Here is a 22,435-nt window from a genome sequence, read left to right as displayed (position 1 = left end):
ATGATATCCATTACGCTAGAAGGCGCTTGGACGGTGAAGAACGAGCGGACGGGCACGACCTATCCGGCCGTCGTTCCCGGTTTCGTACAGAAGGATTTGACCGAACAGGGGGTGCTGCCGGATCTGTACGATACGCTTCTAGAGGAGAAAATCGAGTGGATCGAGCACGATGACTGGACGTATAGCCGGAGCTTCCGGCTTACGCCCGAATCGCTTGGAGCGAAGCGGATCGAGCTGGTATTCGAAGGCATCGATACGTATGCCGAGATCGAGCTGAACGGCCAGACCATCGCCCGCGCCGACAATATGTGGCTGCCCGTACGATGCGACATTACGGAGTTGGCCCAGGAGGACAACAAACTCCTCGTGATGATCGCGTCGCCTACCCGAACTTTGCAGGATATGGAGCGACAATTCGGCGATCCGTTGAAGCTGTGGAACGGAATCCCCGCGCGGTTGTTCGGACGCAAAGCCCAATACGGCTATGGATGGGACTGGGGGCCAAGACTGGTGACGGTCGGCATTCACCAGTCCGTCCGCGTCGAAGCGCACGGCGGCATCCGCGCGGAGAAGCCGGTATATCAGCTGCCGTTCGTATCGGATGCGCAGGCGCTCGTGAACGCTAGCGTGCGGATCGCGAATACGACCGGCTCCGCGCGGCCTTCGACGATCGAATGGCGGCTGCTCGACGGCGAGGCCGTCGTCGCAGAGGCTTCCGTATCGGCCGAGCTTGCGCCGGGCGAGAACCGCTGCGCCGCGCCGCTCGCGATCGCGAATCCGAAGCGCTGGTATCCGATCGGCTACGGCGAGCAGCCGTTGTACCGGCTGGAAGTCGAAGTAAGGGCGAAAGGGTGCGTATCCGAGTCGGCTTGCACCGTCGGCGTCCGCGAAGTTCGGATCGCCCAGCCATACGACGAACAAGGGCGGAAGTTCGTGTTCGAGATCAACGGCGTGCCGATCTTGTGCAAGGGCGTCAACTGGATCCCGCTCACCCTGTATCCGAATCTCGACAGTCCGCAGACCTACTTGGACGAGATCGAAGCGATCGCGGCCGCGAACATGAACATGATTCGCATCTGGGGCGGCGGTACGTACGAGAACCAAGCGTTCTATGACGCATGCGACCGGCTCGGCATTCTGGTCTGGCAGGATTTCATGTTCGCGTGCGGCGATTACCCGGACGACGACGCCTTCTGCGCGCTCGTGCGGCGGGAAGCGGATCATGTCGTCGCCGCGTACGGCGACCATCCGAGCATCGTGCTCTGGTGCGGGAACAACGAGAATCAGCATTTTATCGTGAACAGCAAGAAGCATCGCCGCGAAGGTTATGGGGAGAAACTATTCTTCGAAGTGCTCGCGGACGCCGCGGCCGTCGACACGCTTCGGCCGTATTGGCCGACAAGCCCGTACGACTTGAGCGTCGACAGCTCGGCGAATAACGAGACATGCGGCGACATGCATTACTGGCATGTGTGGGGACGGACGCATCCGTACGAGGATTACGCGAGCGTGAACGGCCGTTTCTTGTCGGAGTTCGGCATGCAGTCGTACCCGTCCATGCAGGTGCTGGATGCCGTCGACCCGGAAGCGGACTTGCGCGATCCGAAGTTCGTCAGCATGCAGAAGGCGCCGAACGGTCTTCAGCGACTCCTGTATTATACGGCGGGCGATTATCGCCTGCCGGCGAGCAAGCGGGAATTCGTGTACGTCAATCAGTTGATGCAGGCGAATGCGCTCAGGCTGGCCGTAGAGCATTGGATATCCCGCATGCCGGATACGTCCGGGGCGCTGATCTGGCAGTGGAGCGACCTGTGGCCGTCGATCAGTTGGTCGATCGTGGATTACAATAAAGTATACAAGCCTTCGTACTACGCGATGAAACGCAGCTTCCAAACGCCGAACGCGCTGGCTAAAATCTTGCCTGGCGACGGCCAAGCCGAGTTATTCCTCATCCATGAACGCGGCGATTTCCAAGGCAAAATCGTCGTTGAGCTGTACGACATCGAAACGGAGACGACCGTGCATACGGAAGAAATCGAAGCTGTCGGAACCGGCTTCCGTTCGACCCGAATCGGTCAGATTGCGGTCGGCGGATACGATCCTTCCCGTGTCGTCCTGTTCGTCCTTTTGTACGAGGGCGAGCGGCTGCTTGCGCGGAACAGCTATTTGCTGGGCAAGCCGCATGCGCTCCGCTTGAAGCCGCCATCCCTCGAAATCCAGCGCAAGGAGACCGCGGATGGCGAGGAATGGACGGTGATAAGCCGCGTGTTCGCGAAGGATGTGTGGATCGCGGACGTGACCGGGGCGCTCAGCGACAACGGCTTCGATCTGAAGGCAGGCGAATCGCGGACGATCGCGCTGCCGAGAGGCGCATCGCAAGGCGACGTGCAGCCAACGCTGCTCAGCTTGAACGGCGTAACGAGCATCGGATACGTGTAGGCAAGCATGCCGGGAACGGATGCGGGTTCAAGTTTTTGCTTGACAGTGCAATCCGGTCATGCTAATTTAATATCACACTTGATACATCGGAATAATTAGCTTAATCAAATGACCACATTCGCATACCGTCTACCAATCCAGTTGGAGGCTTTCGATTCTTGTAATCGGAGGCCTCTTCGCGTTCCAAGGGACGATGCGATTACTTATACCGTCAACCGTATCTACGGAGACATCTCGAATGAGCATGTCTCTTTTTGATTTTTTGGCGCTATTCGCGTAATGCTCGGTCACAAGAATGGACAAAGGGGAGAAGCGGCTATGAACGGAACGAAGGCCGGAGCGCTGACGGGAAGAAGGGTGTACAAACGAAGCACGATCGCGGCGTTGGGATTCGCGTTCCCGGCTGCGCTGTTGATCGCTTGGCAGGTGTTGGGCCATTACGAGCGCATATCGCCGCTGCTCTTCCCGACGCCATATTCGATCGCGGAGGCGTTCGTCTCGCTGGCCGCATCCGGCGCGCTCGCCGAGCATCTGCAGATCAGCCTGGCGCGCGCGTTGACCGGCTTCGCCCTCGGCGGCGGACTCGGTCTGCTGCTGGGGCTTGCGGTGGGGTTATTCCGCGTGACGGAGCGGGTGCTCGATCCAACGGTCCAAATGATCCGCATGGTGCCCAGCCTGGCGATCGTCCCGCTCTTCATTCTGTGGTTCGGCATCGGCGAGGAGTCCAAAGTGCTGCTGATTGCCAAGAGCGCATTCTTCCCGCTCTATATCAATACGTTCCTCGGCATCCGCAATGTCGACAACAAGCTGTTCGAGGTGGCCAAAGTGTTGGGGTTCAGCCGGCTGAAGCTCATTACCCGGCTGGTCATTCCGGCCGCGCTGCCGAACGTGCTGCTGGGCGTGCGCCTCTCGGTCGGCCTCTCATGGCTGGGGCTCGTCGTGGCGGAACTCATCGCCTCCACTTCGGGCATCGGTTACCTCATGTCGGATGCCCGCCAATTCAGCGATACGCCCGTCGTGTTCGTCGGCATTCTCGTCTTCGCGGCGGTCGGGAAGCTTAGCGATTCGCTCGTCCGTTACTTAGAGCGGCGAATGCTTCGGTGGCAGGACAGTTACAAAGGATAACGGGAGAGGAGCGGTACGGATGAGCAACGGTTCGGAAGCTGCGGCAAGAGATGACATCCGTCATGCGCAGCAGACGCCACGTCGGGCGGGAGCGGCGATCGCGGACGCTGGGGGGAGCGAGCAGGCGAGGGTAGATCCAGACTTTCGAACTCGCGGCGCCGGCGCCGAGGAAGCGGTGCGGTCTCCCGTAACGGAAGAGACGCGCGTCCAGTCGCCGCGGTTCGACAACCGCGCATCGCCCTCGCAGGCCGGGGCGGCGCCGCTTCCCGTCATCGCGGAAGCAGCCGCGGCTGCGGCTGGCGAGCGCGCGTATCGCGCAGGGTCGGACGCCATCGCCGAAGCGGTTGCTTGGCGGCCGGCGCCGCCGGTCGGACCCCCGAGGCCGGCGAACGGAGCCTCCCATAACCAGCCGAGACGCCCCGGCTATTGGAAGCGCACGGGCGCGGATCTGGGTTTGGCATTGATCCTGCCGATCGTGTTGCTGGCGGCATGGCAATACGCGGGGAGCTCGGGGATCGCGTCGCCCGAATTTCTGCCGACGCCGATTGCGATCGCGGAACGGCTGGCGGGACTGCTCGGTTCCGGCGAGCTGCTTCATCATCTAGGCGTAAGCATCGGACGCGCGCTGACCGGCTTCGCGATCGGCGGTTCGCTCGGCCTGCTGCTGGGCTTGCTGACCGGCCTGTTGCGGGAAGCGGAGTACGTGCTGGATCCGAGCGTGCAGCTGCTGCGGCTCGTGCCTCATCTTGCGGTGGCGCCGCTCATCATTCTGTGGTTCGGCTTCGGCGAAGTGTCGAAGGTCGTGATTATCGCGAACGGCGCCTTTTTCCCGATGTACTTGAATACGTACCTGGGCATCCGGAGCGCCGACAACAAGCTGTTCGAGGTCGCGCGAACGCTGGAGTTTCGGCCGCTGAGGCGGTTGACCCGGCTGACGATTCCCTCGGCGGCGCCGCATCTGCTGCTCGGCCTTCGCTTGTCGCTGGCCGTCTCGTGGATCGGGCTGGTCGTCGCCGAGCTGATCGGGTCGCGGTCCGGCGTCGGGTTTCTCATTAATGAAGCGAAGCAGAACGCGGCGACGGACATCATCTTCGTCGGCATCCTGCTCTTCGCGGTCGTCGGCAAGCTGATCGATTCCTTGGTGCGGCTGCTCGAACGCAGATGGCTGCGCTGGAGAGACGGCTACCAAGGCTGAAGACATTCGAGGCAACAACGGCATTGAACCATACGCATAACGAATATTGGGAGGTAGAGGGGATTGAGCGAAAAGACAGCGACAGGCGAATTGCGATTGAAGACCGACGTGTTGGTGATCGGCGGCGGACCCGCAGGAACTTGGGCCGCGATAACGGCGGCTTCCGGCGGCGCGAAGGTGGTGCTCGCGGATAAGGGTTATTGCGGTTCGAGCGGCGCGACGGCGCCTTCGGGCACGGGCGTCTGGTATGTGAAGCCGGAGGAGAAGATGCGCGAAGAAGCGAAACAAAGCCGCTTCGCGCTCGGCGGGCAGCTGGCGGAGAACGGCTGGATGGACCGCGTGCTCGACCGGACGTACGCGAATATGAACAAACTCGGCGAATGGGGCTATCCTTTCCCGCTCGACGATGGAGGCAACCCTTACAAGCGAGGACTGCAGGGACCGGAATACATGCGTCTCATGCGCAGGCTCGTACAGAAGGCCGGCGTTAAAATTCTCGACCACTCGCCGGCGCTGGAACTGCTCGCCGACGAGCACGGCGTTGGCGGAGCGGCCGGCGTTCGCACGCAGGCCGGCGGAACATGGCGCGTTCAGGCTGGCGCGGTCGTCATCGCGACGGGGGGCTGCGCGTTCCTGAGCAGGGCGCTCGGCTGCAACGTCTTGACCGGCGACGGTTACTTATTGGCGGCCGAGGCGGGCGCCGAGCTGTCGGGCATGGAATTCTCGAACGCCTACGCGATCTCGCCGACGTTCTCTTCCGTGACGAAGACGGCTTATTACAAATACGCCAGTTTCTATTACGAGGATGGTTCCGTCGTCGAAGGGGCAGGCTCCCAGCGAGGTCGCTCGATCATCGCGCGCAACCTGCAGTCTGGCAGGCAAGTGTACGCTAGGCTCGATCAGGCTCCGGAAGATCTGCGGCCGCTCCTGCGCGTCGGCCAGACGAATTTCTTCCTGCCGTTCGACCGAATGGGCATCGACCCCTTCGCGGACAAATTCCCTGTCACGCTGCGGTTGGAAGGCACGGTGCGCGGCACGGGCGGCATCCATATTACGGATGAGACGTGCGCGACCAAGGTGCCCGGCTTGTACGCGGCCGGCGACGCGGCGACCCGTCAACTGATCTGCGGCGGCTTCACCGGCGGCGGCAGCCACAACGCGGCATGGGCCATGTCTTCGGGATCGTTCGCCGGCGAAGGCGCGGCCGCCTACGCGCTGAAACTTGGCAGTCATGCGGCGGATCGGAACGTCGGCGGGCTCTCGTCCGCTCCGATCGCCGCCGAAGGGCATACCGTCGGGGATTCCGCCAAATCGGCGGCCGCCACGCAGGAGGCGGTGCGCGCGGTTCAAGCGGAGGTGCAGCCGTACAGCATCAATTTGTTCCGCACGGAGAAGGGGCTGAACGAATCGATCGGCCGACTGGACGGCATCTGGAACGAGCTTAAGGGCCGGGACGTCGCCCGCACGACGGAAGGCGTCAAAGCCCGCGAAGCGGCGGCGATGACGGCCACGGCGCGGTGGATGTATCATACGGCGATCGCCCGGACCGAGACGCGCGGCATGCACAAGCGGGAGGATTTCCCTACGCTGGACGAAGCGCAGCACTACCGTTTGATCAGCGGCGGGCTGGATGACGTGTATGTGAAGAAGGAGAGCGTAACGAAGGAGGCTGTTACAGGTTGATCGAAATCATCAGCGAGACGAAGTGCATCTCTTGCAACCAATGCGTCAGCGTCTGCCCGACGAACGTGTTCGATCGCGTACAGGACGGCATTCCGGTCATCGCGAGACAGAGCGACTGCCAAACCTGCTTCATGTGCGAGCTGTATTGCCCGGTGGATGCGCTATATGTCGCGCCGGATTCCGAAGGGCTTACGCTGATCAGCGAGGCGCAGGCCGAAGGCGAAGGATTGCTCGGGGGCTACCGGGAGAAGGTCGGATGGGGCAGAGGCCGTCAGCCGGTCGCGAGTCATGCGTTCATGTATGAACTGGCGAAACGAACGAGCTTCTAATCGAGACGGCAAACGGAGCAAGAGAGGGGTTTAACGATGCACACGCAAAGAAAAGGGGGCGGCGCGGCTTGGCGGGCCGCGTTCATCGTCGGCTTGCTGCTGACGCTGGCATTCATGCAAGCATGCGGCTCCGCCAATAATGGCGGGAGCTCGAACGCCGCTGCGAGCGGCGCCGGCAATGGCGGCGAAGCCAAGACGGCTGCGGCCGAACCGGCGGGCGACGTACCGGCCGTGCTGAATTACGGCTATATCGGCACGAACAAGTTGAATTTGCCAGGCGGGGCGGAAGGTTGGGGCTTCTATAAAGGCATCATTCAAGAAGAGCTCAAGAAACACGGCATTACCGAGGTGAAGCTGACCGGATTCCCGAACGGTCCGGACCAGAGCGAGTCGCTCATCAGCGGCCGGCTGGACATGGGCAGTCTCGGAGATACGCCGGCGATTCTCGCGCGCGCCTCGGGCGCCAAGACGAGGTTGATCACGCAAGGGGCGACGGACTCGATCGGCTATCTCATCGGGAAGAAGGACGGCCCCAAGACGCTGCAGGAGCTGAAAGGCAAGACGATCGCCATTCAGAAAGGCTCTTTCATGCATCGGTATGTCGCGGGTCTGGTGAAGTCCGAAGGGATCGAGGACGTCAAATTCGTGCATATGCTGCGTCCGGACGGCGAAGCCGCGCTCGCGCGCGGCGACGTGGACGCGATGACCAACAACGGCGTGTTCGCGTTGAAATTAATTGAAGCGGGTTACGCGCATTTGGACGACGCGACGAAGCATCCCGAGCTGTACGGGACGAGCGCGACGGTCGTGTCCGAGGATTATTTGGCGAAATTCCCGGACTTCCCGAAGGCGTGGAACGCCGCCCGGTTGAAGGCGATAGAGGATCTGAAGCAGCACGAAGAGGAATATTACGCGTTCATTGCGGAGCAGCAAGGCACGACCGTCGAGCTCGTCAAGAAAGCGAGTCCGATCAGCTACATCAAGGACGTTCCGTTCACCGATCCGGGGCTGAAGCTGCTGGACGGCACGAAAGCGTTCCTGGTGGAGGAGAAGCTCGCCAAGAAAGACTTCGAACTGGACGATTGGGTGCTGAAATCCGAATAATCATACGAACGCCGCCGGCAGCTCGCGCTCCGGCGGTTTTTATTTTTTTACCCCTCTGTGGTGCGACTGGAGGGAGTGTAAGCTCCAACGAAGTAAGAGCCTTGTCCGTCAGGACAAAAGCGTGCCCCAATCGAATCACCCGCCGTCCACCGCCAATCGAGCAAGCACGAAAGCGGATGTCCAGAGGGCAGAGCCCTCTGAGCCCCCTCGGCAATGCGGTCAGGTTAAGAAAAAGCGTACGGTGAAGCCACCGGCAGCCATGTAGACAGGCTTGTGTCTTAGTACTGACGTAACACCCACTGAAGCTTTGTCCGGGAGGACAAAAGCGTGCCACACCCAAGCCTTCCCGCCGACCGCGAACAAGCGAACTAGCACGAAAGGGGAGTCGAGATGAAGCTTTGTCCGTCAGGACAAAAGCGTGCCCCGCTCGAAGCAACCCGCCGACCGCGAACAAACAGGCCAGCACGAAATAGGGAGTCCAGAGGGCAAAGCCCTTTGGAGCCTCCTCGGCGGAGGAGGTGGGAGGAGGGAGCAATAAAAGTGGGGTCAACGGGGCGCAGCCCTTCTTAACCTGACAGCATTGGCCCCCTCGGCGGAGGGGGTGCGGGGGAGCGACTTTGTGAAAACGCTAAAGTACAACCCGGACCGAACCGATAAAGATGCTAATATCTTGTTCCGGAATCGCGAGACAACGAGAACCTAAAGGCGGGGCATTCCATGGTATCTTTTTTCGTCGCGGACTTTTTCATTTTGACCGCATCCTTATTCTTAAGCATGTTCGTCTTCAAGCGCTTGCCCGACCGGTTCAAAACGACTTGGCGCATGCGCGTCCTAATCGGCGTCTACCATTCGTTCTTCGGCATGCTCATGATGCTGTTCAGCGTGGAAGTAGCCGATTCGGTACTGCTGGATTTGCGGTTGATCCCGGTTCTGCTCGCCGCGTATTTCGGCGGGTTGCGAAGCTCGCTGCTCGCGGCCGGCCTCATCTCGACGGGAAGGTTCGCGCTGTTCGACGGCTTCACGCCCCAAGCGGTCGCGGCGGTCGCGCTGGTCATGCTGATCGGCATGCTGTCCGGCATCGCGGCCGAGCGGATCATTGCCTTTTGGCGGCTATGGCTGCTCAACACCTCTACGGCTATGTTACTCACCGGTTTGTTCTACGGTTACGTGCTTCAAGCCAACGGGATGGCCTTGAGCAAGCTCTGGATGATGGAAGTCTTCTTCCTGGTCGGAAGCTTGTTCGTGTTTGGCTGCATTTATTTCCTCAAAAACACGTATGACCGGCATTTTCTCAACAAGAAGCTGTACGACATGATCCACTCCTTCCATAACATTGACAATGTGAACGATATCTATGAGAAAACGCTTCGCGAGTTAAGCGATCTGTTCCGAACGGACCTAGGCAGCATCGTGGCGATCCGCAACCATCGGTATCAACTAGTCGGCTTTCTGAGCGGCGGCGAATACAACCGAATCGGCAGCAGCGTGTCGCTCGCGGATATCGAAGCGCTCGAGCGGGCGCTTGCCGGTCATTCCTCGATCTATCCGGATTGGACGGTACGCCAGCCCAAAGGCTTGCTAGAGGTGGCGATTTACGAACGAGGGGCGCGTTCCTCGATCCATGTGCCGATCCGATATAAGAACAGAGTCATCGCGCTGCTGAATCTGGGCTCGTCCACGCCGAATTTCTTTAACGCTCGGGTCATGAAATTCGTCGAGGATCTGACGCCAAGCATCAGCATGGCGCTGGCGCTGCTGGAATCGGAAGCGCGTTTCAGCTCGATCGTCGATTCGAGCAAGGATGGCATCGTTATCGCGGACAGCGAGTTGAATATCGTTTCGTGGAATTACGGCGCGAGCCGCACGTTCGGCTATTCGGAGCAAGAAGCGCTCGGACAGCCGGTTAGCATCCTCATTCCCGAGCGGCGTCGCAAGTTGTATTTGAAACGCATTGACCGAATCATAAACCACTTGGACCATGCTCGGGCAAAGCAGAATACGGTTGAAGCGTTCGGGCGTCGCAAAGACGGCACGATATTCCCGATCGAGCTGTCGTACAGCATATGGGAAGCGTCAGGCATTCGATATTACAGCAGCATCATTCGCGATATCACGCGGAGAAAGCGCAACGAGGAACAAATCTTGACCTTGCAGCGCGATTTGGCCGATACGATTCACTTCCAACACGGCGTCGTGCTCAAATATAAAAAGGTTGGCGATGATTTCATTTATACGTTGGCCGACGGCCAAATGCTGAAGGAGATCGGCGTCACCCCGCAGCAGCTGATCAGCCAGTCGTTGGCAGCGGCATCTCCGCCCCGGTTGCTGGAATTTATGCGCGAGCAATACGCGCTTGCTTGGAGCGGACAAGTCGTCGAATGCGAATACGGACACGGCAGATTCACGTTCTTCTCGACATTCAATCCCGTCTTCAAAGAAGGACGCGTGCATGAGGTTGTCGTATCGGTCAGCAATATCAGCCGGCGGAAGCAGGCTGAAGAAAAATTGATCGAAGCGAACCGTAGATTGGAGCTGCTCTCCAACGTGGACGGACTGACCGGGCTTCACAACCGGAGAAGCTTCGACCGGCAGCTGGACCAGGAACGCGAGCGCTGCCGCGAACGGGGCGTGTCGCTTACGCTGATGATGATGGATATCGACGCCTTTAAGTCGTTCAACGACACGTATGGTCACGTGGCGGGAGATGCGTGCTTGAAACAGGTAGCGGACATTTTTGGCGAGTTGGCCGAAGCGCAAGATTTTTTCGCGGCTCGTTATGGCGGCGAGGAGTTCGCCTGTATCATGCCGGGAACTTTGCCTTCGGAGGCGGCCGAATTCGCGGAGTCGGTGCGCGCAGCCGTCCAATCGCTCGACACGCCGAATGAGCGGTCGGCGGCCGGTATCGTCACCGTCAGCATCGGCACGGCGATATGGCCGGCCGAAGAGATCGGCGAATCGACCTTCATCATCGATACCGCGGACCAAGCGTTATATGCGGCCAAGTCGGCCGGGCGGAACCGGGTGGTCGGCGTATCGTATATCGAATCGGTCGCTCCGATAGATTAGACGAGGTGAAGCGGCGCTGGTGACGTCTTGTACCGGAGGCACGCGTTCGCGAGTCAAGCTCATTCCTGTCATTCAAAAAAAAGCCCGCGAGGGCTTTTTTTGTTGGGATGTTTCGCGCGTAAGCGAAACGGGTAAAAATGAATATTTCTTTGTCTACCACCTGGAAGGAGCTGTAATTATTATGCAGTCGAGTCCTATACATACCATTGGTCACCGAGCGCTATTCGATCATGTCTTTCATCATTCCCCGATCGGCATCGCGTTCATCTCGCTGGAATATATGTGGCTCAGCATCAATCCGTCCGCATGCCGCATTTTCGGTTACACGGAGGAGGAGATCGTCCAACAAGACCCGAAGTCGCTATTGAGCGGCGAGGGCAGAGAAGGGCTCGAATCTCTGTTGACCCGATTAGTCGACGGCCAGGAGTCGCTGATCGATATCGAGATTACGTACACGAAGGAAGAAGGCAGGACTATTTGGGCGTCGGCTCAGATTTCGCTTGCGCGCGAAGAGCATTCCGGGCAGCCGCTGTTCTATATTTTGCAAGTCGTCGATATTTCGAAGAGCAAGATTGCCGAGCAAAGTCTGCAGGAAAGCATTGAACGCTATACGTCGCTGAAGAAGTACAATCATGACGCCATCATCTCGTTCGGGCTCGACGGCAAAATCATGAACGGGAACCAAATGGCGGAACAGTTGACCGGCTATACGATTCCCGAGCTGATCGGCTCCAGCATCGCCAGGTTGATCGGTCAAGCCAATCTGGAGCGGATCTTCGAGATGAAGTCGGATTATCAGTCGGTCGAGCAGAACTTGAACTTCATCCTGAACCGGGAGGACGGCGCCGTCGAAGTGTTATGCACGCTCGCGCCGATCATTATCCACGGGAGATCGGTCGGCTTCTATTTGATCGCCAAGGACATGACGGAACAGAAGAAGCTGATGATCGAAAAGGAAGCCGCGGAGAAGACGAACAAAGCGAAGAGCGAATTTCTGGCGATGATGAGCCACGAAATCCGCACGCCGATGAATGGGGTCATCGGGATTACGGACCTGCTCATGGAAACGAGTCTAGACGCCGAACAGCGGGAATACGTGCAGATTATCAAGAAGAGCGGCGAGACGCTGCTGACGATCATCAACGACATTCTCGATTTCTCGAAGATCGAATCCGGCAAGGAGGAGCTCGTCGAGAGCCACTTCAAGGTACGCGACGTTCTGCTGGACACGCTGAATATGTTTTTGCCCAAAGCCATGCAGAAGAATCTGGATATTTCCACCTCCGTCAGCTCGTCCGTTCCGGAGTTCGTCTGCGGCGACATCATGAAGCTGCGGCAAATCTTGATGAACCTGCTGAGCAACGCGCTGAAGTTCACGCCGAACGGAGCGATCGCCATCTCAGTTCGTCAAGCCGGACGGCAGGAGGAGGAGGTGACGCTCGAATTCGCGGTTCGGGATACGGGGGTCGGCGTTCCGTTAGAGAAGATTCCTTATTTGTTCGAGCCGTTCTATCAGGTCGATTCCTTCATGTCCCGCTCCGTCGAAGGAACCGGACTCGGCCTTGCGATCTGCAAGAAGCTGGTCGAACTGTTGGGCGGGCGAATATGGTACGAGACGACGGAAGGCGAACCGGGCTCCACGTTCCGGTTCACCGTGCGATTCCAAACGGCTTCGCGCCAGAGCGCCAGCGGCGATCAACCGGACGAGGAGAGCAACCTCACGCATCAATCGCTCAAAATTCTGATCGCCGAGGACAACGAGGTGAACCAAATCGTGTTGAAACGGATGATCGAGAAACTAGGCTATACGGCAACCGTCGTGTCCGATGGCCGCGAAGCGGTCGAGGCGCATCAGCGGTATCCGTACGATATTGTGTTCATGGACATCCAGCTGCCGATCATGGACGGACTCGAGGCGTGCAAGCTCATCAAGGAATCGCAGGCGGGTAAGAAGATACCGGTCGTCGTCGCCGTGACGGCGCATGCGATCAAAGGCGACAAGCAGAAATACTTGGCGCTGGGGATGGACGATTATATAAGCAAGCCGATCAGCATCGACGCCATCTCGACCGTGATCGAACGGTATAAGGAACAGCACGAGCCGAATTTATCGGCGGGCTAGTTCGGAAGAGAGACAAGCGACGCGAGTAAGCGAATGAAGATGTAGGAAGGCGGTTCACCGGATGTTTCGTCCGGCGGCCGCCTTTTTCATTTCATCCGGAAGAGGTCAATATAAGCGCCAAATTGATCAAAATACCGTCATCGCGGACAGTGCCGGATTCTCTATAATAAGGACAACTACGCTTGCGAAACGAGGTGTCTAATCATGAATAAGACGACGGCGCGCGCCGGCGCGGTCTCGTCCCGGCATGCCGCAAGGTCGCGTCTGCGTTCGCTGGCTGCCGGCGAGAACATGGCGGGTTGGCTGTTCGTTAGCCCGATGCTGATCGGCGTGTTCCTGCTGGTGCTGCTTCCGATCTTGGCTACGATCGTGCTCAGCTTCGCCGATTGGAATTTCGTGCAGGGCTGGAGCGGCATCGATTGGGTCGGCTTAGGCATCGTCAACCCGCCGATGTGGATCGCCGATCCGAACTTCGCGCTGGTCTCGATCATGATGATCGTCATCTGGACGTCGATCGGATTCAACCTCACATCTACATCGCGGGCTTGCAATCGATTCCGAAGGATCTGTACGAAGCCGCGGCTATCGACGGGGCCGGCGGCTGGACGAGATTCAGCCGGATCACGTTCCCGCTCTTGTCGCCGACGTCGTGCTTCCTGCTCGTGACGGGCATGATCGCAACGTTCAAGGTGTTCGATATTATCGCGGTCATGACACAGGGCGGCCCGATCGGCTCGACGTCGCTCATGGTGTGGTATTTGTACGACACGGCATTCGTCAATTTGAAGGTCGGTTACGCGTCGTCGATCGCCGTCGTGCTGTTCGTGTTCGTGCTGCCGATCACGTTCGGACAATGGATCGCGCAGAAGCGATGGGTCAATTATTAGGAGAGAGGTGGTTGACGCGTGTCGTAAGGGAAGGGAAGGCTTCAACCGGCGCAAAGGGTTGCTCACGGTGTTCATGTTCGCGATCAGCATCCTGTTCTTGCTGCCTTTCATCTGGATGCTGGCGACGTCGTTCAAGGTCGAGTAGGGCGTGTTCGTCTATCCGGTGGAATGGATCCCGAAGCAGTGGAACGCGATCGCCAACTACAAGGAGGTGTGGGCCGGCGATTACCCGTTCTGGAAGTATTATCTCAATTCGGTTAAGGTGGGTTGACCACGACGGTCGTCTCGGCATTCATCTCCGCGCTCGCGGCGTACGGTTTCTCCAGGATCCGGTTCAAAGGGAGCGGCTATGTCTTCCTCGTCGTATTGGCGACCTATATGGTGCCCGGTCAAGCGATCTTAATTCCGCAGTTCATACTGTACCGCCAGATCGGGCTGTTCGACAGCCATCTGGGCTTGATTCTGCTGGGCAGCTTCAGCGTGCTCGGCACGTTCATGCTCCGGCAGTTCTTCATGGGCATCCATCAGGAGTTCATCGAGTCGGCCAGTGACCGACCAGAAGATGGAGCGGGCCAAGAAGCTGTTGGATCAAACGCAGCATACGGTTCAAGAGATTTGCGACCGTCTCATTTACGACAATCAAAGCTACTTCATCAAGACGTTCAAGGCGCACGCGGGCGTGACGCCGGCCGAGTACCGCGGTTAACGGCGGCATGCGCGAGGCAGCCGAGTACGCGGGTAGCCGGGACGAATCTCCTCAGAGAGGGGTTAACTTGCAGCGTGAAGACATGAGCATAGGGGAGGGGAATCCGGGCAGCCGAATGGCTGCTCTATTTGTCGATCCGGTGACAATATTTTCTCTGTCGAAAAATGACGAATAAGAATGGCGAATTTACGCGGACAATGATAAAATTTTAATACACGGCTTCATTATTATCGTAGACCAAGTCGATTCTGATGCGGGAGTTCGAGATTCGGATGTCACTCAAAACTAAAATTGCGCTGCTCATCACATTGTCCATGTCCGTTCTCTTGGCGCTTCACGGCATGTTATCCTTCCTATCGGCAAAGGATATGTTAATCGACAATCTTAATAATAAGTTCGGCATGCTCTCCCGCCAGATGGCGATAAGCGCGGAATACGCGCAGAACGGCTTCGATGTGGCGCAGCAGTCGATGGACGATAAGTTGAAATTCGCTTCGCAAGCGGCGCAGTCGAGGCTGCCCAAGCGAATCGACGACGTCTCCAACGAACAATTGGCCGCGTTGGTGGAGGAAATGGACATCTCCTCTATCACTTTGTTCGGCGAGGCGAACGGCGGCATCGAGTCGCTGCGCGCGTCGAATCCGAAGGATATCGGCATTCGGGCCACGGATCGGGAGATCTGGGATGGCGCGCTGCAGGAGCTGCTCGGCCGTCAGCAAGTGACCGATGCGGACGGCCAGACGCATCGCTATTATTGGACGAGCGCGTTCGCGAACAAAACCTCGGTCGTCGCAAAGAACGAGCGATGGGGATTCTATAACGATGGCTCGACCGACTATTTGCTCAACTTGTTCATCCAGGAAAGTTCCTTTGTCAAGCTCAAAAGCCAGATGAGCCCGGAAGCGATTTTCGAACGGCAAATGAAAAGCGTGGAAGGCTTAATGGAATTCACGGTCTTCAATCCGTTAACCATTCGGCAGCTGGTGAACGTGGAGGAGCTGGATAACGCGATGTTCCAGCCTCTGGACAATCATCCGATCCGCTACGGGACCTATGTATACCGGAACGGTCAAGATTTCGCCAATATCGCGAAAGCTTGGGAGTCCGGCGCCCAAGTGACGGACATCACGAGAGCGCTGGGCCGGAATATTTTGAAGAGCTATATCCCGCTTCAGACGAATCCGCCATACGTGCTTGCCATCGTCTACGATTACGATATCGTCGAACGGGAGCTGAACGTGCGGATGATGGCGGATTTCAAGCGATTCGGCATTCTGCTGCTTCTCCTGTTCGCGGTCTCTTATTTGCTGGCGGGATTCTTGCTGAATCCGATCAAACGGCTGCTTCGCGGAGTCGAGGAGATCGCCAAAGGGAATTTCGGCGAGACGGTTCACGTCGGGCGCAGGGACGAGCTTGGGCAATTGACCGAACGGTTCAATCTGCTCTCGACCAACCTGCTGAATACGATGAGCGAGTTGAACCAGAAGAACGAAGATGCGCTTCACGTGGCGTTTCACGATTCTTTGACCGGACTGTACAACCGCCTTGCGTTCCAACGCGAACTGGCCAGACGAATTCATGAAGAGGGGACGAGCCCGTTCTATCTTGCCTTCATCGACGTAGACCGGTTCAAGAATGCGAACGATCTGTACGGCCATGGCATGGGCGATGCGCTGCTGCAAGAGATCGCTGCGCGTATATCGGATATGCTTCCTTCGGACGCGATCGCTTACCGTATGGGCGGAGACGAGTTTATCGTCATCCTATCCGGAACGGACGAAGAACAGACGCTTGCCTATGCGAAGAGCTTGCTGGCTCGATTGGCGAGACCGTTCGCCTGGGAAGGCAACGCGTTCAAGACGACGGTTAGTATCGGGATTAGCAGCTATCCGGCTGACGGCCGTTCGGAAGACGTCCTGGTCTCATCCGCCGACGTGGCGATGTTCAAGGCGAAGCAGCAGGGCGGGAACGCCTACACGTTGTTCAATCGCAAAATGCAAGAGGAGCTGCAGCGCCGGATCGTCATCGAGACCGGCCTCCGCGTAGCGCTGGAGCAGAAGCAATTCTCGCTCGTCTATCAACCGCTCGTCGACCTGCAGAGCGGCCGGATCGTCAGCAACGAGGCGCTCATTCGCTGGACGCATCCGGAGCTGGGCTTCGTCTCCCCGGTGGAATTCATCGCGATCGCCGAGGAGACCGGAATCATCGGCGACATCGGGTTATGGACGCTTCAGGAGGCCTGCAGACAAACGAAGAATTGGCAGCGCAAAGGCCGTAGGCAGCTGGGCGTTGCCGTCAATTTGTCGGGCAAGCAATTTCTGGAGCCGGATCTGGTGGCCAACGTACGCGCCGTGCTGGAGAGCACGAGGCTTGATCCGTCCTGCCTGACGCTCGAAATTACCGAGAACGTGGCGATATATAACGAGGATATCGTCATTCAGACGCTTAAGGAATTGAAGGCGCTCGGAATTCGAATCGCGCTGGACGACTTCGGCACGGGCTACTCCTCGCTCAGCTACTTGGCGAGATTCCCGATGGACGTGCTCAAGATCGACAAGTCGTTCGTGCAGAACGAGAACGAGGACGAGAAAGAAATCGTCAAGACGATCATCGCGATGGCGCACAGCTTGAAGCTGCGCGTGACCGCGGAAGGCGTCGAGACGCAGCAGCAGCTGGCTTACTTGAGGCAAGAGTCGTGCGACGTGCTCCAAGGCTATCTGTTAAGCAAGCCGAGGCCGGCCGCGGATTGGACGGAAGCGTTCATTAAGAACTACGATCCGCTTCGTCCGGACTTCGAGACCGTCGTTAAGCCGGAAGCGCAGTAACGACGCGAATACAAAGAGGAACAACCGCCATCCGTTGGCGGCTGTTCCTTTTTTGCGTTTGGCAGGCTAAGGTCGTTCATGCAGAAGTTGATAAGCGTTCACGACCGAAGCGGCGACATCCCCGATGCGCCTGCGTTCGTTCATGGCCTGCTTGCGGAGCATATCGTACGCTTCGGCCTCCGAGATGCTCCTCATGCTGGACAGAAGGCCCTTCGCCCGCTCGATCCACTTGCGCTCTTCCAGTCGGGTAAGCAGCTGCTCCCGTTCCTTGGCCCATTGCCGCCTGGTTTGATAAGCCCTCGCGCCGAAATAGAAGGCCCATTCAAGTTCAGCAGGATTCATGCTGGCAGAGAGGATGCCGTCCGCCGCGATGCTGCCTAAGTTGGCGGAGGGCTTCAGGTTGGCGGTATGCTCGGAATACCACCATAATATGGGGAGCGCGCGGTGGACGGTTAGCTGTTCTCTCCATTCGGAGAAGACCGATACCGGAACGTCAAGCACGCAGGCTTCCGCGCCCGGCAAGAGGGGAAGGGCTTGCTCGCACGTGAACGCGGACGTCACCTGATAGCCGCTCCGGAGCAAGACGGCCGCCGCCGATGCGGGGGAATGGAAGCCATCGCTTGACTCCCGGGACGGCATATTCCGATTTTCAATTACGACTAAGGCACGCATGCTCCGAACTCCTTTTGGTTAGTTATGTAACATTATATAACGTAATTCGCCGTTGTCTATCTGATTTCTGAATTAAATTTTCTATGGTGTTATATTTGTTTACGTCATTATTGGTTATAAGGGTAAGGGAGCGGTGGTTAGATTATTTATGCATCCAAAAAAGAGCAGCTCCGGCGAGCTGCTCTCTCAATCATTCGCTATGCCTCGATTAACGGAATCGCGCGTCCGGCTTCGATCGAGCGATAGCCCGTCAGCGCGACTAGCGCCGCCCGCCGTCCGTCTTCGCCGCTGATCGGCACGGGCTTGCCGCTGCGTATCGCATCAATGAACGCCTGGATCATATGCGTATCCATGTCGTCTCCCCAATAATCCCATCTTCCTTGGTCTGCGGACCGACTGTACACTTCGTTCTTCTGGGCGAGCGCGTCGACGAAGAGCGAACCTCGCGTGCCGGTGATTTCCATGGTCACGTCTCCCCACGTCGGGAAAGGCGCTTGTCGCGACCAGCTCGTATCGATGACGCCGATCGCGCCGCTGTCGAAACGGACGTGGAGCATGCCGGCGTCGTCCACATCCAGTCCGGGCTGGAATAGGTTCGCCGCGTATGCATAGACGGTGTCCGCCTTAGCGCCGGTTATCCAGTGCATCAAGTCCATCACGTGGACGGTATGGTCAAGCAGCGCGCCGCCGCCGGACAACTCGGGGCGGACGAACCAACCGCCCGGGAAGGTTCCGCGGTTCGTCCCCTTGATCGCCACGATGTCGCCGATCTCGCCTTGATCGATCAGCCGCTTGGCTTCGCGCACCGCAGGCAGGTAACGGCAGGGGAAGGCGGTCATCAGCTGGACGCTTTGATCGCGGCAGGCGAGAATCATCGCATCCATCTGTTCCGGCGTTATGCCGAGCGGTTTCTCGCACAAGACGTGCGCGCCGCTTCTGGCGGCCGCGATCGCATGCTCGGCGTGCAGCGCGTTCTCGGAGCAAATGACGACGGCATCCAGGCCGAGCGCGAGCAGCTGTTCGTAATCCGCAAAGTAACGGATGCCGAATTCATCCGTAAGCGATTGGACGCGTCCTCGCTCCGGGTCGGCGATGCCTGAGATTTCGATGCCTGGCATGCGGCGCAGCGCGTGAAAATAGGCGAACGCATGGCCGTGGGCGAAGCTGATCATGCCGATTCGTAACGTTGTCATCGGTGGTCACCTCCATGGTATCCTTGAGCGGCGGGAGCGAGCTGCACGGGATGGCCGGTCTGGCTGCTCTGCTTGGCGGCGAGCGCGATCTCAAGCGCTCGCAGCGCATCTTGGGCGGTGACCGCCGGCTCGGCTTCGCCTCGGATACAAGCGATAAAATGCTTCAGCTCCAGCTCGTACGGAGAATGGAAGCTCGGGCTGCCGGGAATCGCGACGAACGGCCCGTTCTCGGACGCCGACTCTCTTCGGTGAACGCGTACCGAGCTGCTGTCCAAGCTGCTAGTCTGCACGATGCCGCCGCTGCCGGCCAGCTCGGCTTTCGTCTGGAATTGGCCTGGATAGCCCCAATATGCCTCCACGTTCGCGACGGCGCCGCTTTCGAATTCCAGCGTGACGAGCGCGTATTCCAACAATTCTTCATTGCGAACCATGCCGTATACCCGGGCGACTTCGCCGAACGACCAACGAAGAAAGTCCAGATCGTGAATCATCAGATCGACGATGACGCCTCCGCTTTTGGCTTCGTCGGCATACCAAGGATGCGTCGCGGCGGGATGTCCGCCTTTGCGGGAGGCGTGCGCGACGCCTGGCTTGCCGATCGCGCCGTTATCCAACGTTTGCTTCAGGTGGACATAGTCCGGGAAGAACCGAACGACGTGACCAATGAACAGCCGAACCCCATTCGCCTCGCAGACGTCGATCATGTCGCGGGCGTCTTCCGCCGTCAGCGCGATCGGCTTCTCGCAGATGACGTGTTTCCCCGCGCGGGCGGCCTGGACGGCGTACGCGTGATGCAGCCAGCTCGGCACCGCGATGCTGATCACGTCAAACTCCGCCTCCTCAAGCATGTCGCGGAAATCGGCGTAGGCGGCGACGCCCAGCTCTTCGGCAAGACGATCCGCCCGGCCGGCATCGATATCGCATACCGCGGTCAACGACACTTCCTCCATCCCGGCGTAAATGCGCGCGTGGACATGTCCCAGCCCGCCGCAGCCTAATACGGCAACTTTCATCCATCAGCACTCCTTGTTATTGAGAGATCGCCCTGTCAGGCGTGCAAACCAATCCCCTTTGATCCGAATGCTGCCCGCCTTATCAGGCGTGCAAACCAAACGTATATCTTAAACTCAATTAAATGGTACAATCAAACCGTTGGCGTGGGAATGCGGGATTTAAGCCGATTACTCTTCTTTTTTAACTAGCGGGGCGGGGTGGTGGAAGCTGTGCGAACGTTTCAGGAACCGATTCACTATCAGGATCCTCGCCTTCGGCTGAAGGTGTGGACCTTCTCTTATACCGGCGTCGGCGATGCCGGCGTCGCGATCTGGCATTATCACAAGGAAGTGGAGTTTATTCTGGTGTTGGACGGAGAACTGGAGGTGTTCACGCCGAACAACCGCTATCCGCTGCTAAGCGGCGACGTCGTCGTGATCGGGAGCAATCAGCTGCACCGCTCGAGGACGGCGCAAGGACGAGATGTCCGCTACGTTGTGCTTCACGTGGATCTCAGCACGTATTTCGATCCGGCGATGATGCATTATTCGCGGCACTTCATGGAGGTGCTGCATCCGTTGGAGTCGCTCAACTATATGTTTCGGGAGTCGGCTCAGGCGCGCGGCGAAGCCGGGGCGGTGCTGCTGCGTATCCACGACGAAGTCATCGGCCAGCCGAAAGGCTACGAGATTGCGGTCAGCATGTACATCAAACAGCTGCTCTTGACGCTGCTGCGCCATGACGACCGGGAGCTGCTTCAGCCACATGAAGGAATCGAAGCCGGTCTGCTCGGCACGATCGCGGAATACGTCGATTCGCACTTGGGCAGCCGGATCGATATGGGGAGCGTAAGCGAATTGGCGGGGATGAGCTACGTTTATTTTTCGAAATATTTCAAGCGCAAAACCGGTCTTGCGTTCACGGATTACGTCAATCGGAAGCGGATCGCCCGCGCCGAGCAGCTGCTCATCGTCGAAGGCTTGAGCGCGAACGCGGCGGCGGTCGCGGTCGGCATCGAGAACATGTCGCATTTCTATGCGTTGTTCAAACGGTTCAGCGGCTGCACGCCGAAGCAGTTCCAGAGCAGAGTCGGCCGCGCAGGCAAGCGCATGGAAGCGCCCGGGTTAGCCGTGCACGATGAGGATGCCGCCAAATAAGAAGAAGCCGATTCGAAGCGCCTGCGTCTGCTGGCGGCCGAATCGGCTTTTGTCGTCTAGAAACCGCATCATGCGGCCGGGCGGCCACTTGCGGATGGATGCGAGGGTGGTTAATCGGAGCGGGCGAAGCGAGTGATAATCCGGAGAGCGGCCAGGGCTGCCAAACGTGGGTGGAAGGCGAAGCGGGCGAATCGGAGATGGGCCATTCATGCGCGGCAATAGGGGAGTCTTTATGCTTACGCGTTTTCTTCAATGTTGAGGGGGAATGTCGCTTGCGCGTTCGTTGTTTCTTTCTTGTCTTTATATTAGCACTCGCCCCTCGCCCTCCGGTAGAGGAGACGGTTCCCGAAGTTCGGGAAGATCGGACGGTGAATTTGGGAATGGCGGGAATCCACCCGTACCTTCTTTCCGATGGAGATTTATGCAAAAAAAGGAACCCTTGACGGGTTCCTTGAGCAAAGTATCGATTACGGCTGCTTGCCGCGGTCGATTATTTTTTGGCGTACAGCCATTCGGACAGCGCGTGGATTTCCTCTTCGCTTAGCGTGCCTTTGAACGCCATCATGCCGTTTCCGCCGTTCGTGATCTGGTTGTGGATTTCTTCGAGCGTGCGGCGCGATCCAACCTGCTGCAGGTTGCTGTTCGGTCCCATATTGCCTTTAAGATCGACCGCGTGACACGACACGCAATTCGCCTTGTAAATTTCCTCGACTTTTAGCGTCGTCGCGGCACCGGCATTGGTCGTCGTTCCGGCATTGCCTGTTGCGCCTTCTTCCGTCGTTGTGCCGGTATCTGTCCCGGTATTGTCGTTGTTTCCGCCGCAGCCTGATATGATCAAGCCAAACGCGAGCAGCAGAATTAGTAGTTTTGCATGTTTCATTGCTAGCCTCCTGAGTGTGATGGGGATGCAGGCGTAGCATTTGTCGAATGTGGATCATT

General features: G+C 58.3%; 15 protein-coding genes and 2 pseudogenes. 13 read left to right on the top strand and 4 right to left on the bottom strand.

Annotated features, from left to right (window positions below; translation table 11 throughout):
- The 12 genes and pseudogenes from BCM02_RS04185 to BCM02_RS04130 all read left to right on the top strand — a co-directional run bounded on the left by BCM02_RS04185 (position 1) and on the right by BCM02_RS04130 (position 17,481).
- Positions 1-2,439, top strand: coding sequence for a beta-mannosidase (locus BCM02_RS04185; RefSeq protein WP_148927760.1), 2,439 nt, complete (start codon positions 1-3; stop codon positions 2,437-2,439).
- A 318-nt stretch (positions 2,440-2,757) separates the two neighbouring features.
- Complete coding sequence (locus BCM02_RS04180; RefSeq protein WP_246183186.1) at positions 2,758-3,564, top strand: ABC transporter permease; 807 nt, start codon at positions 2,758-2,760, stop codon at positions 3,562-3,564.
- Between the two features lie 331 nt (positions 3,565-3,895).
- Positions 3,896-4,759 (top strand): ABC transporter permease, encoded by an 864-nt coding sequence (locus tag BCM02_RS04175; RefSeq protein ID WP_246183221.1) that lies wholly within the window; start codon positions 3,896-3,898, stop codon positions 4,757-4,759.
- Between the two features lie 63 nt (positions 4,760-4,822).
- The gene (locus tag BCM02_RS04170; protein WP_148927757.1) at positions 4,823-6,442 is read left to right on the top strand and encodes an FAD-dependent oxidoreductase; all 1,620 of its coding nucleotides are present in this window, start codon (positions 4,823-4,825) and stop codon (positions 6,440-6,442) included.
- The gene (locus BCM02_RS04165) at positions 6,439-6,771 is read left to right on the top strand and encodes a 4Fe-4S dicluster domain-containing protein (protein ID WP_148927756.1); all 333 of its coding nucleotides are present in this window, start codon (positions 6,439-6,441) and stop codon (positions 6,769-6,771) included. Before BCM02_RS04170 ends, BCM02_RS04165 begins: the two co-directional genes overlap by 4 nt.
- Before the next feature lie 36 nt (positions 6,772-6,807).
- Positions 6,808-7,875, top strand: coding sequence for an ABC transporter substrate-binding protein (locus tag BCM02_RS04160; protein WP_148927755.1), 1,068 nt, complete (start codon positions 6,808-6,810; stop codon positions 7,873-7,875).
- A 717-nt stretch (positions 7,876-8,592) separates the two neighbouring features.
- A complete protein-coding gene (locus BCM02_RS04155; RefSeq protein ID WP_148927754.1) occupies positions 8,593-10,941 on the top strand; it encodes a diguanylate cyclase in 2,349 nt (782 codons plus the stop codon).
- Positions 10,942-11,122: 181 nt separating this feature from the next.
- Positions 11,123-13,063 carry a PAS domain S-box protein gene (locus BCM02_RS04150; RefSeq protein ID WP_148927753.1) on the top strand — a complete coding sequence of 647 codons (1,941 nt, stop codon included), beginning with the start codon at positions 11,123-11,125 and terminating at the stop codon, positions 13,061-13,063.
- A 204-nt stretch (positions 13,064-13,267) separates the two neighbouring features.
- A pseudogene (locus BCM02_RS04145) lies at positions 13,268-13,950 on the top strand (carbohydrate ABC transporter permease).
- A gap of 73 nt (positions 13,951-14,023) precedes the next feature.
- Positions 14,024-14,523: pseudogene (locus BCM02_RS04140) on the top strand (carbohydrate ABC transporter permease); the annotation flags it as partial.
- Positions 14,513-14,656: a helix-turn-helix domain-containing protein gene (locus BCM02_RS04135; RefSeq protein ID WP_148927967.1), complete on the top strand. Its 144-nt coding sequence runs from the start codon at positions 14,513-14,515 to the stop codon at positions 14,654-14,656. The pseudogene BCM02_RS04140 and the gene BCM02_RS04135, both read left to right, overlap by 11 nt.
- 272 nt (positions 14,657-14,928) lie before the next feature.
- Entirely contained in the window at positions 14,929-17,481 is a 2,553-nt protein-coding gene (locus BCM02_RS04130; RefSeq protein ID WP_187434013.1) for an EAL domain-containing protein, read from the top strand.
- A gap of 66 nt (positions 17,482-17,547) precedes the next feature.
- On the opposite strand, the gene BCM02_RS04125 is transcribed toward BCM02_RS04130, so the two are convergent.
- The 3 genes from BCM02_RS04125 to BCM02_RS04115 form a co-directional block, all read right to left on the bottom strand.
- Positions 17,548-18,153, bottom strand: coding sequence for an ANTAR domain-containing response regulator (locus tag BCM02_RS04125; RefSeq protein ID WP_148927751.1), 606 nt, complete (start codon positions 18,151-18,153; stop codon positions 17,548-17,550).
- Positions 18,154-18,350: 197 nt separating this feature from the next.
- Positions 18,351-19,346 carry a Gfo/Idh/MocA family protein gene (locus BCM02_RS04120; protein WP_148927750.1) on the bottom strand — a complete coding sequence of 332 codons (996 nt, stop codon included), beginning with the start codon at positions 19,344-19,346 and terminating at the stop codon, positions 18,351-18,353.
- Entirely contained in the window at positions 19,343-20,359 is a 1,017-nt protein-coding gene (locus BCM02_RS04115; protein ID WP_148927749.1) for a Gfo/Idh/MocA family protein, read from the bottom strand. The genes BCM02_RS04120 and BCM02_RS04115 overlap by 4 nt, the downstream gene beginning before the upstream one ends.
- A gap of 210 nt (positions 20,360-20,569) precedes the next feature.
- Here BCM02_RS04115 and BCM02_RS04110 point away from each other — a divergent pair, with 210 nt between their 5' ends.
- Positions 20,570-21,496 carry a helix-turn-helix domain-containing protein gene (locus tag BCM02_RS04110; protein ID WP_148927748.1) on the top strand — a complete coding sequence of 309 codons (927 nt, stop codon included), beginning with the start codon at positions 20,570-20,572 and terminating at the stop codon, positions 21,494-21,496.
- A 490-nt stretch (positions 21,497-21,986) separates the two neighbouring features.
- Here BCM02_RS04110 and BCM02_RS04105 read toward each other — a convergent pair whose 3' ends face one another.
- Positions 21,987-22,376, bottom strand: a complete 390-nt coding sequence (locus BCM02_RS04105; RefSeq protein WP_148927747.1) for a c-type cytochrome — start codon at positions 22,374-22,376, stop codon at positions 21,987-21,989.
- Between the last annotated feature and the right edge of the window lie 59 nt (positions 22,377-22,435).

The sequence above is a fragment of the Paenibacillus methanolicus genome (assembly GCF_008124765.1).
GTDB lineage: Bacteria > Bacillota > Bacilli > Paenibacillales > Paenibacillaceae > Paenibacillus_Z > Paenibacillus_Z methanolicus.
The sequence above is the reverse complement of the archived record's forward strand: the minus strand, read 5'-3'. Positions and strand labels throughout refer to the sequence as shown.

What these genes read in the sequence shown, in the direction of transcription:
- BCM02_RS04185 (WP_148927760.1), top strand. Translation starts at nt 1, where the DNA reads ATGATATCCATTACGCTAGAAGGCGCTTGGACGGTGAAGAACGAGCGG.
- BCM02_RS04180 (WP_246183186.1), top strand. Translation starts at nt 2,758, where the DNA reads ATGAACGGAACGAAGGCCGGAGCGCTGACGGGAAGAAGGGTGTACAAA.
- BCM02_RS04160 (WP_148927755.1), top strand. Translation starts at nt 6,808, where the DNA reads ATGCACACGCAAAGAAAAGGGGGCGGCGCGGCTTGGCGGGCCGCGTTC.
- BCM02_RS04155 (WP_148927754.1), top strand. Translation starts at nt 8,593, where the DNA reads ATGGTATCTTTTTTCGTCGCGGACTTTTTCATTTTGACCGCATCCTTA.
- BCM02_RS04150 (WP_148927753.1), top strand. Translation starts at nt 11,123, where the DNA reads ATGCAGTCGAGTCCTATACATACCATTGGTCACCGAGCGCTATTCGAT.
- BCM02_RS04135 (WP_148927967.1), top strand. Translation starts at nt 14,513, where the DNA reads ATGGAGCGGGCCAAGAAGCTGTTGGATCAAACGCAGCATACGGTTCAA.
- BCM02_RS04130 (WP_187434013.1), top strand. Translation starts at nt 14,929, where the DNA reads ATGTCACTCAAAACTAAAATTGCGCTGCTCATCACATTGTCCATGTCC.
- BCM02_RS04125 (WP_148927751.1), bottom strand. Translation starts at nt 18,153, where the DNA reads ATGCGTGCCTTAGTCGTAATTGAAAATCGGAATATGCCGTCCCGGGAG.
- BCM02_RS04120 (WP_148927750.1), bottom strand. Translation starts at nt 19,346, where the DNA reads ATGACAACGTTACGAATCGGCATGATCAGCTTCGCCCACGGCCATGCG.
- BCM02_RS04115 (WP_148927749.1), bottom strand. Translation starts at nt 20,359, where the DNA reads ATGAAAGTTGCCGTATTAGGCTGCGGCGGGCTGGGACATGTCCACGCG.
- BCM02_RS04105 (WP_148927747.1), bottom strand. Translation starts at nt 22,376, where the DNA reads ATGAAACATGCAAAACTACTAATTCTGCTGCTCGCGTTTGGCTTGATC.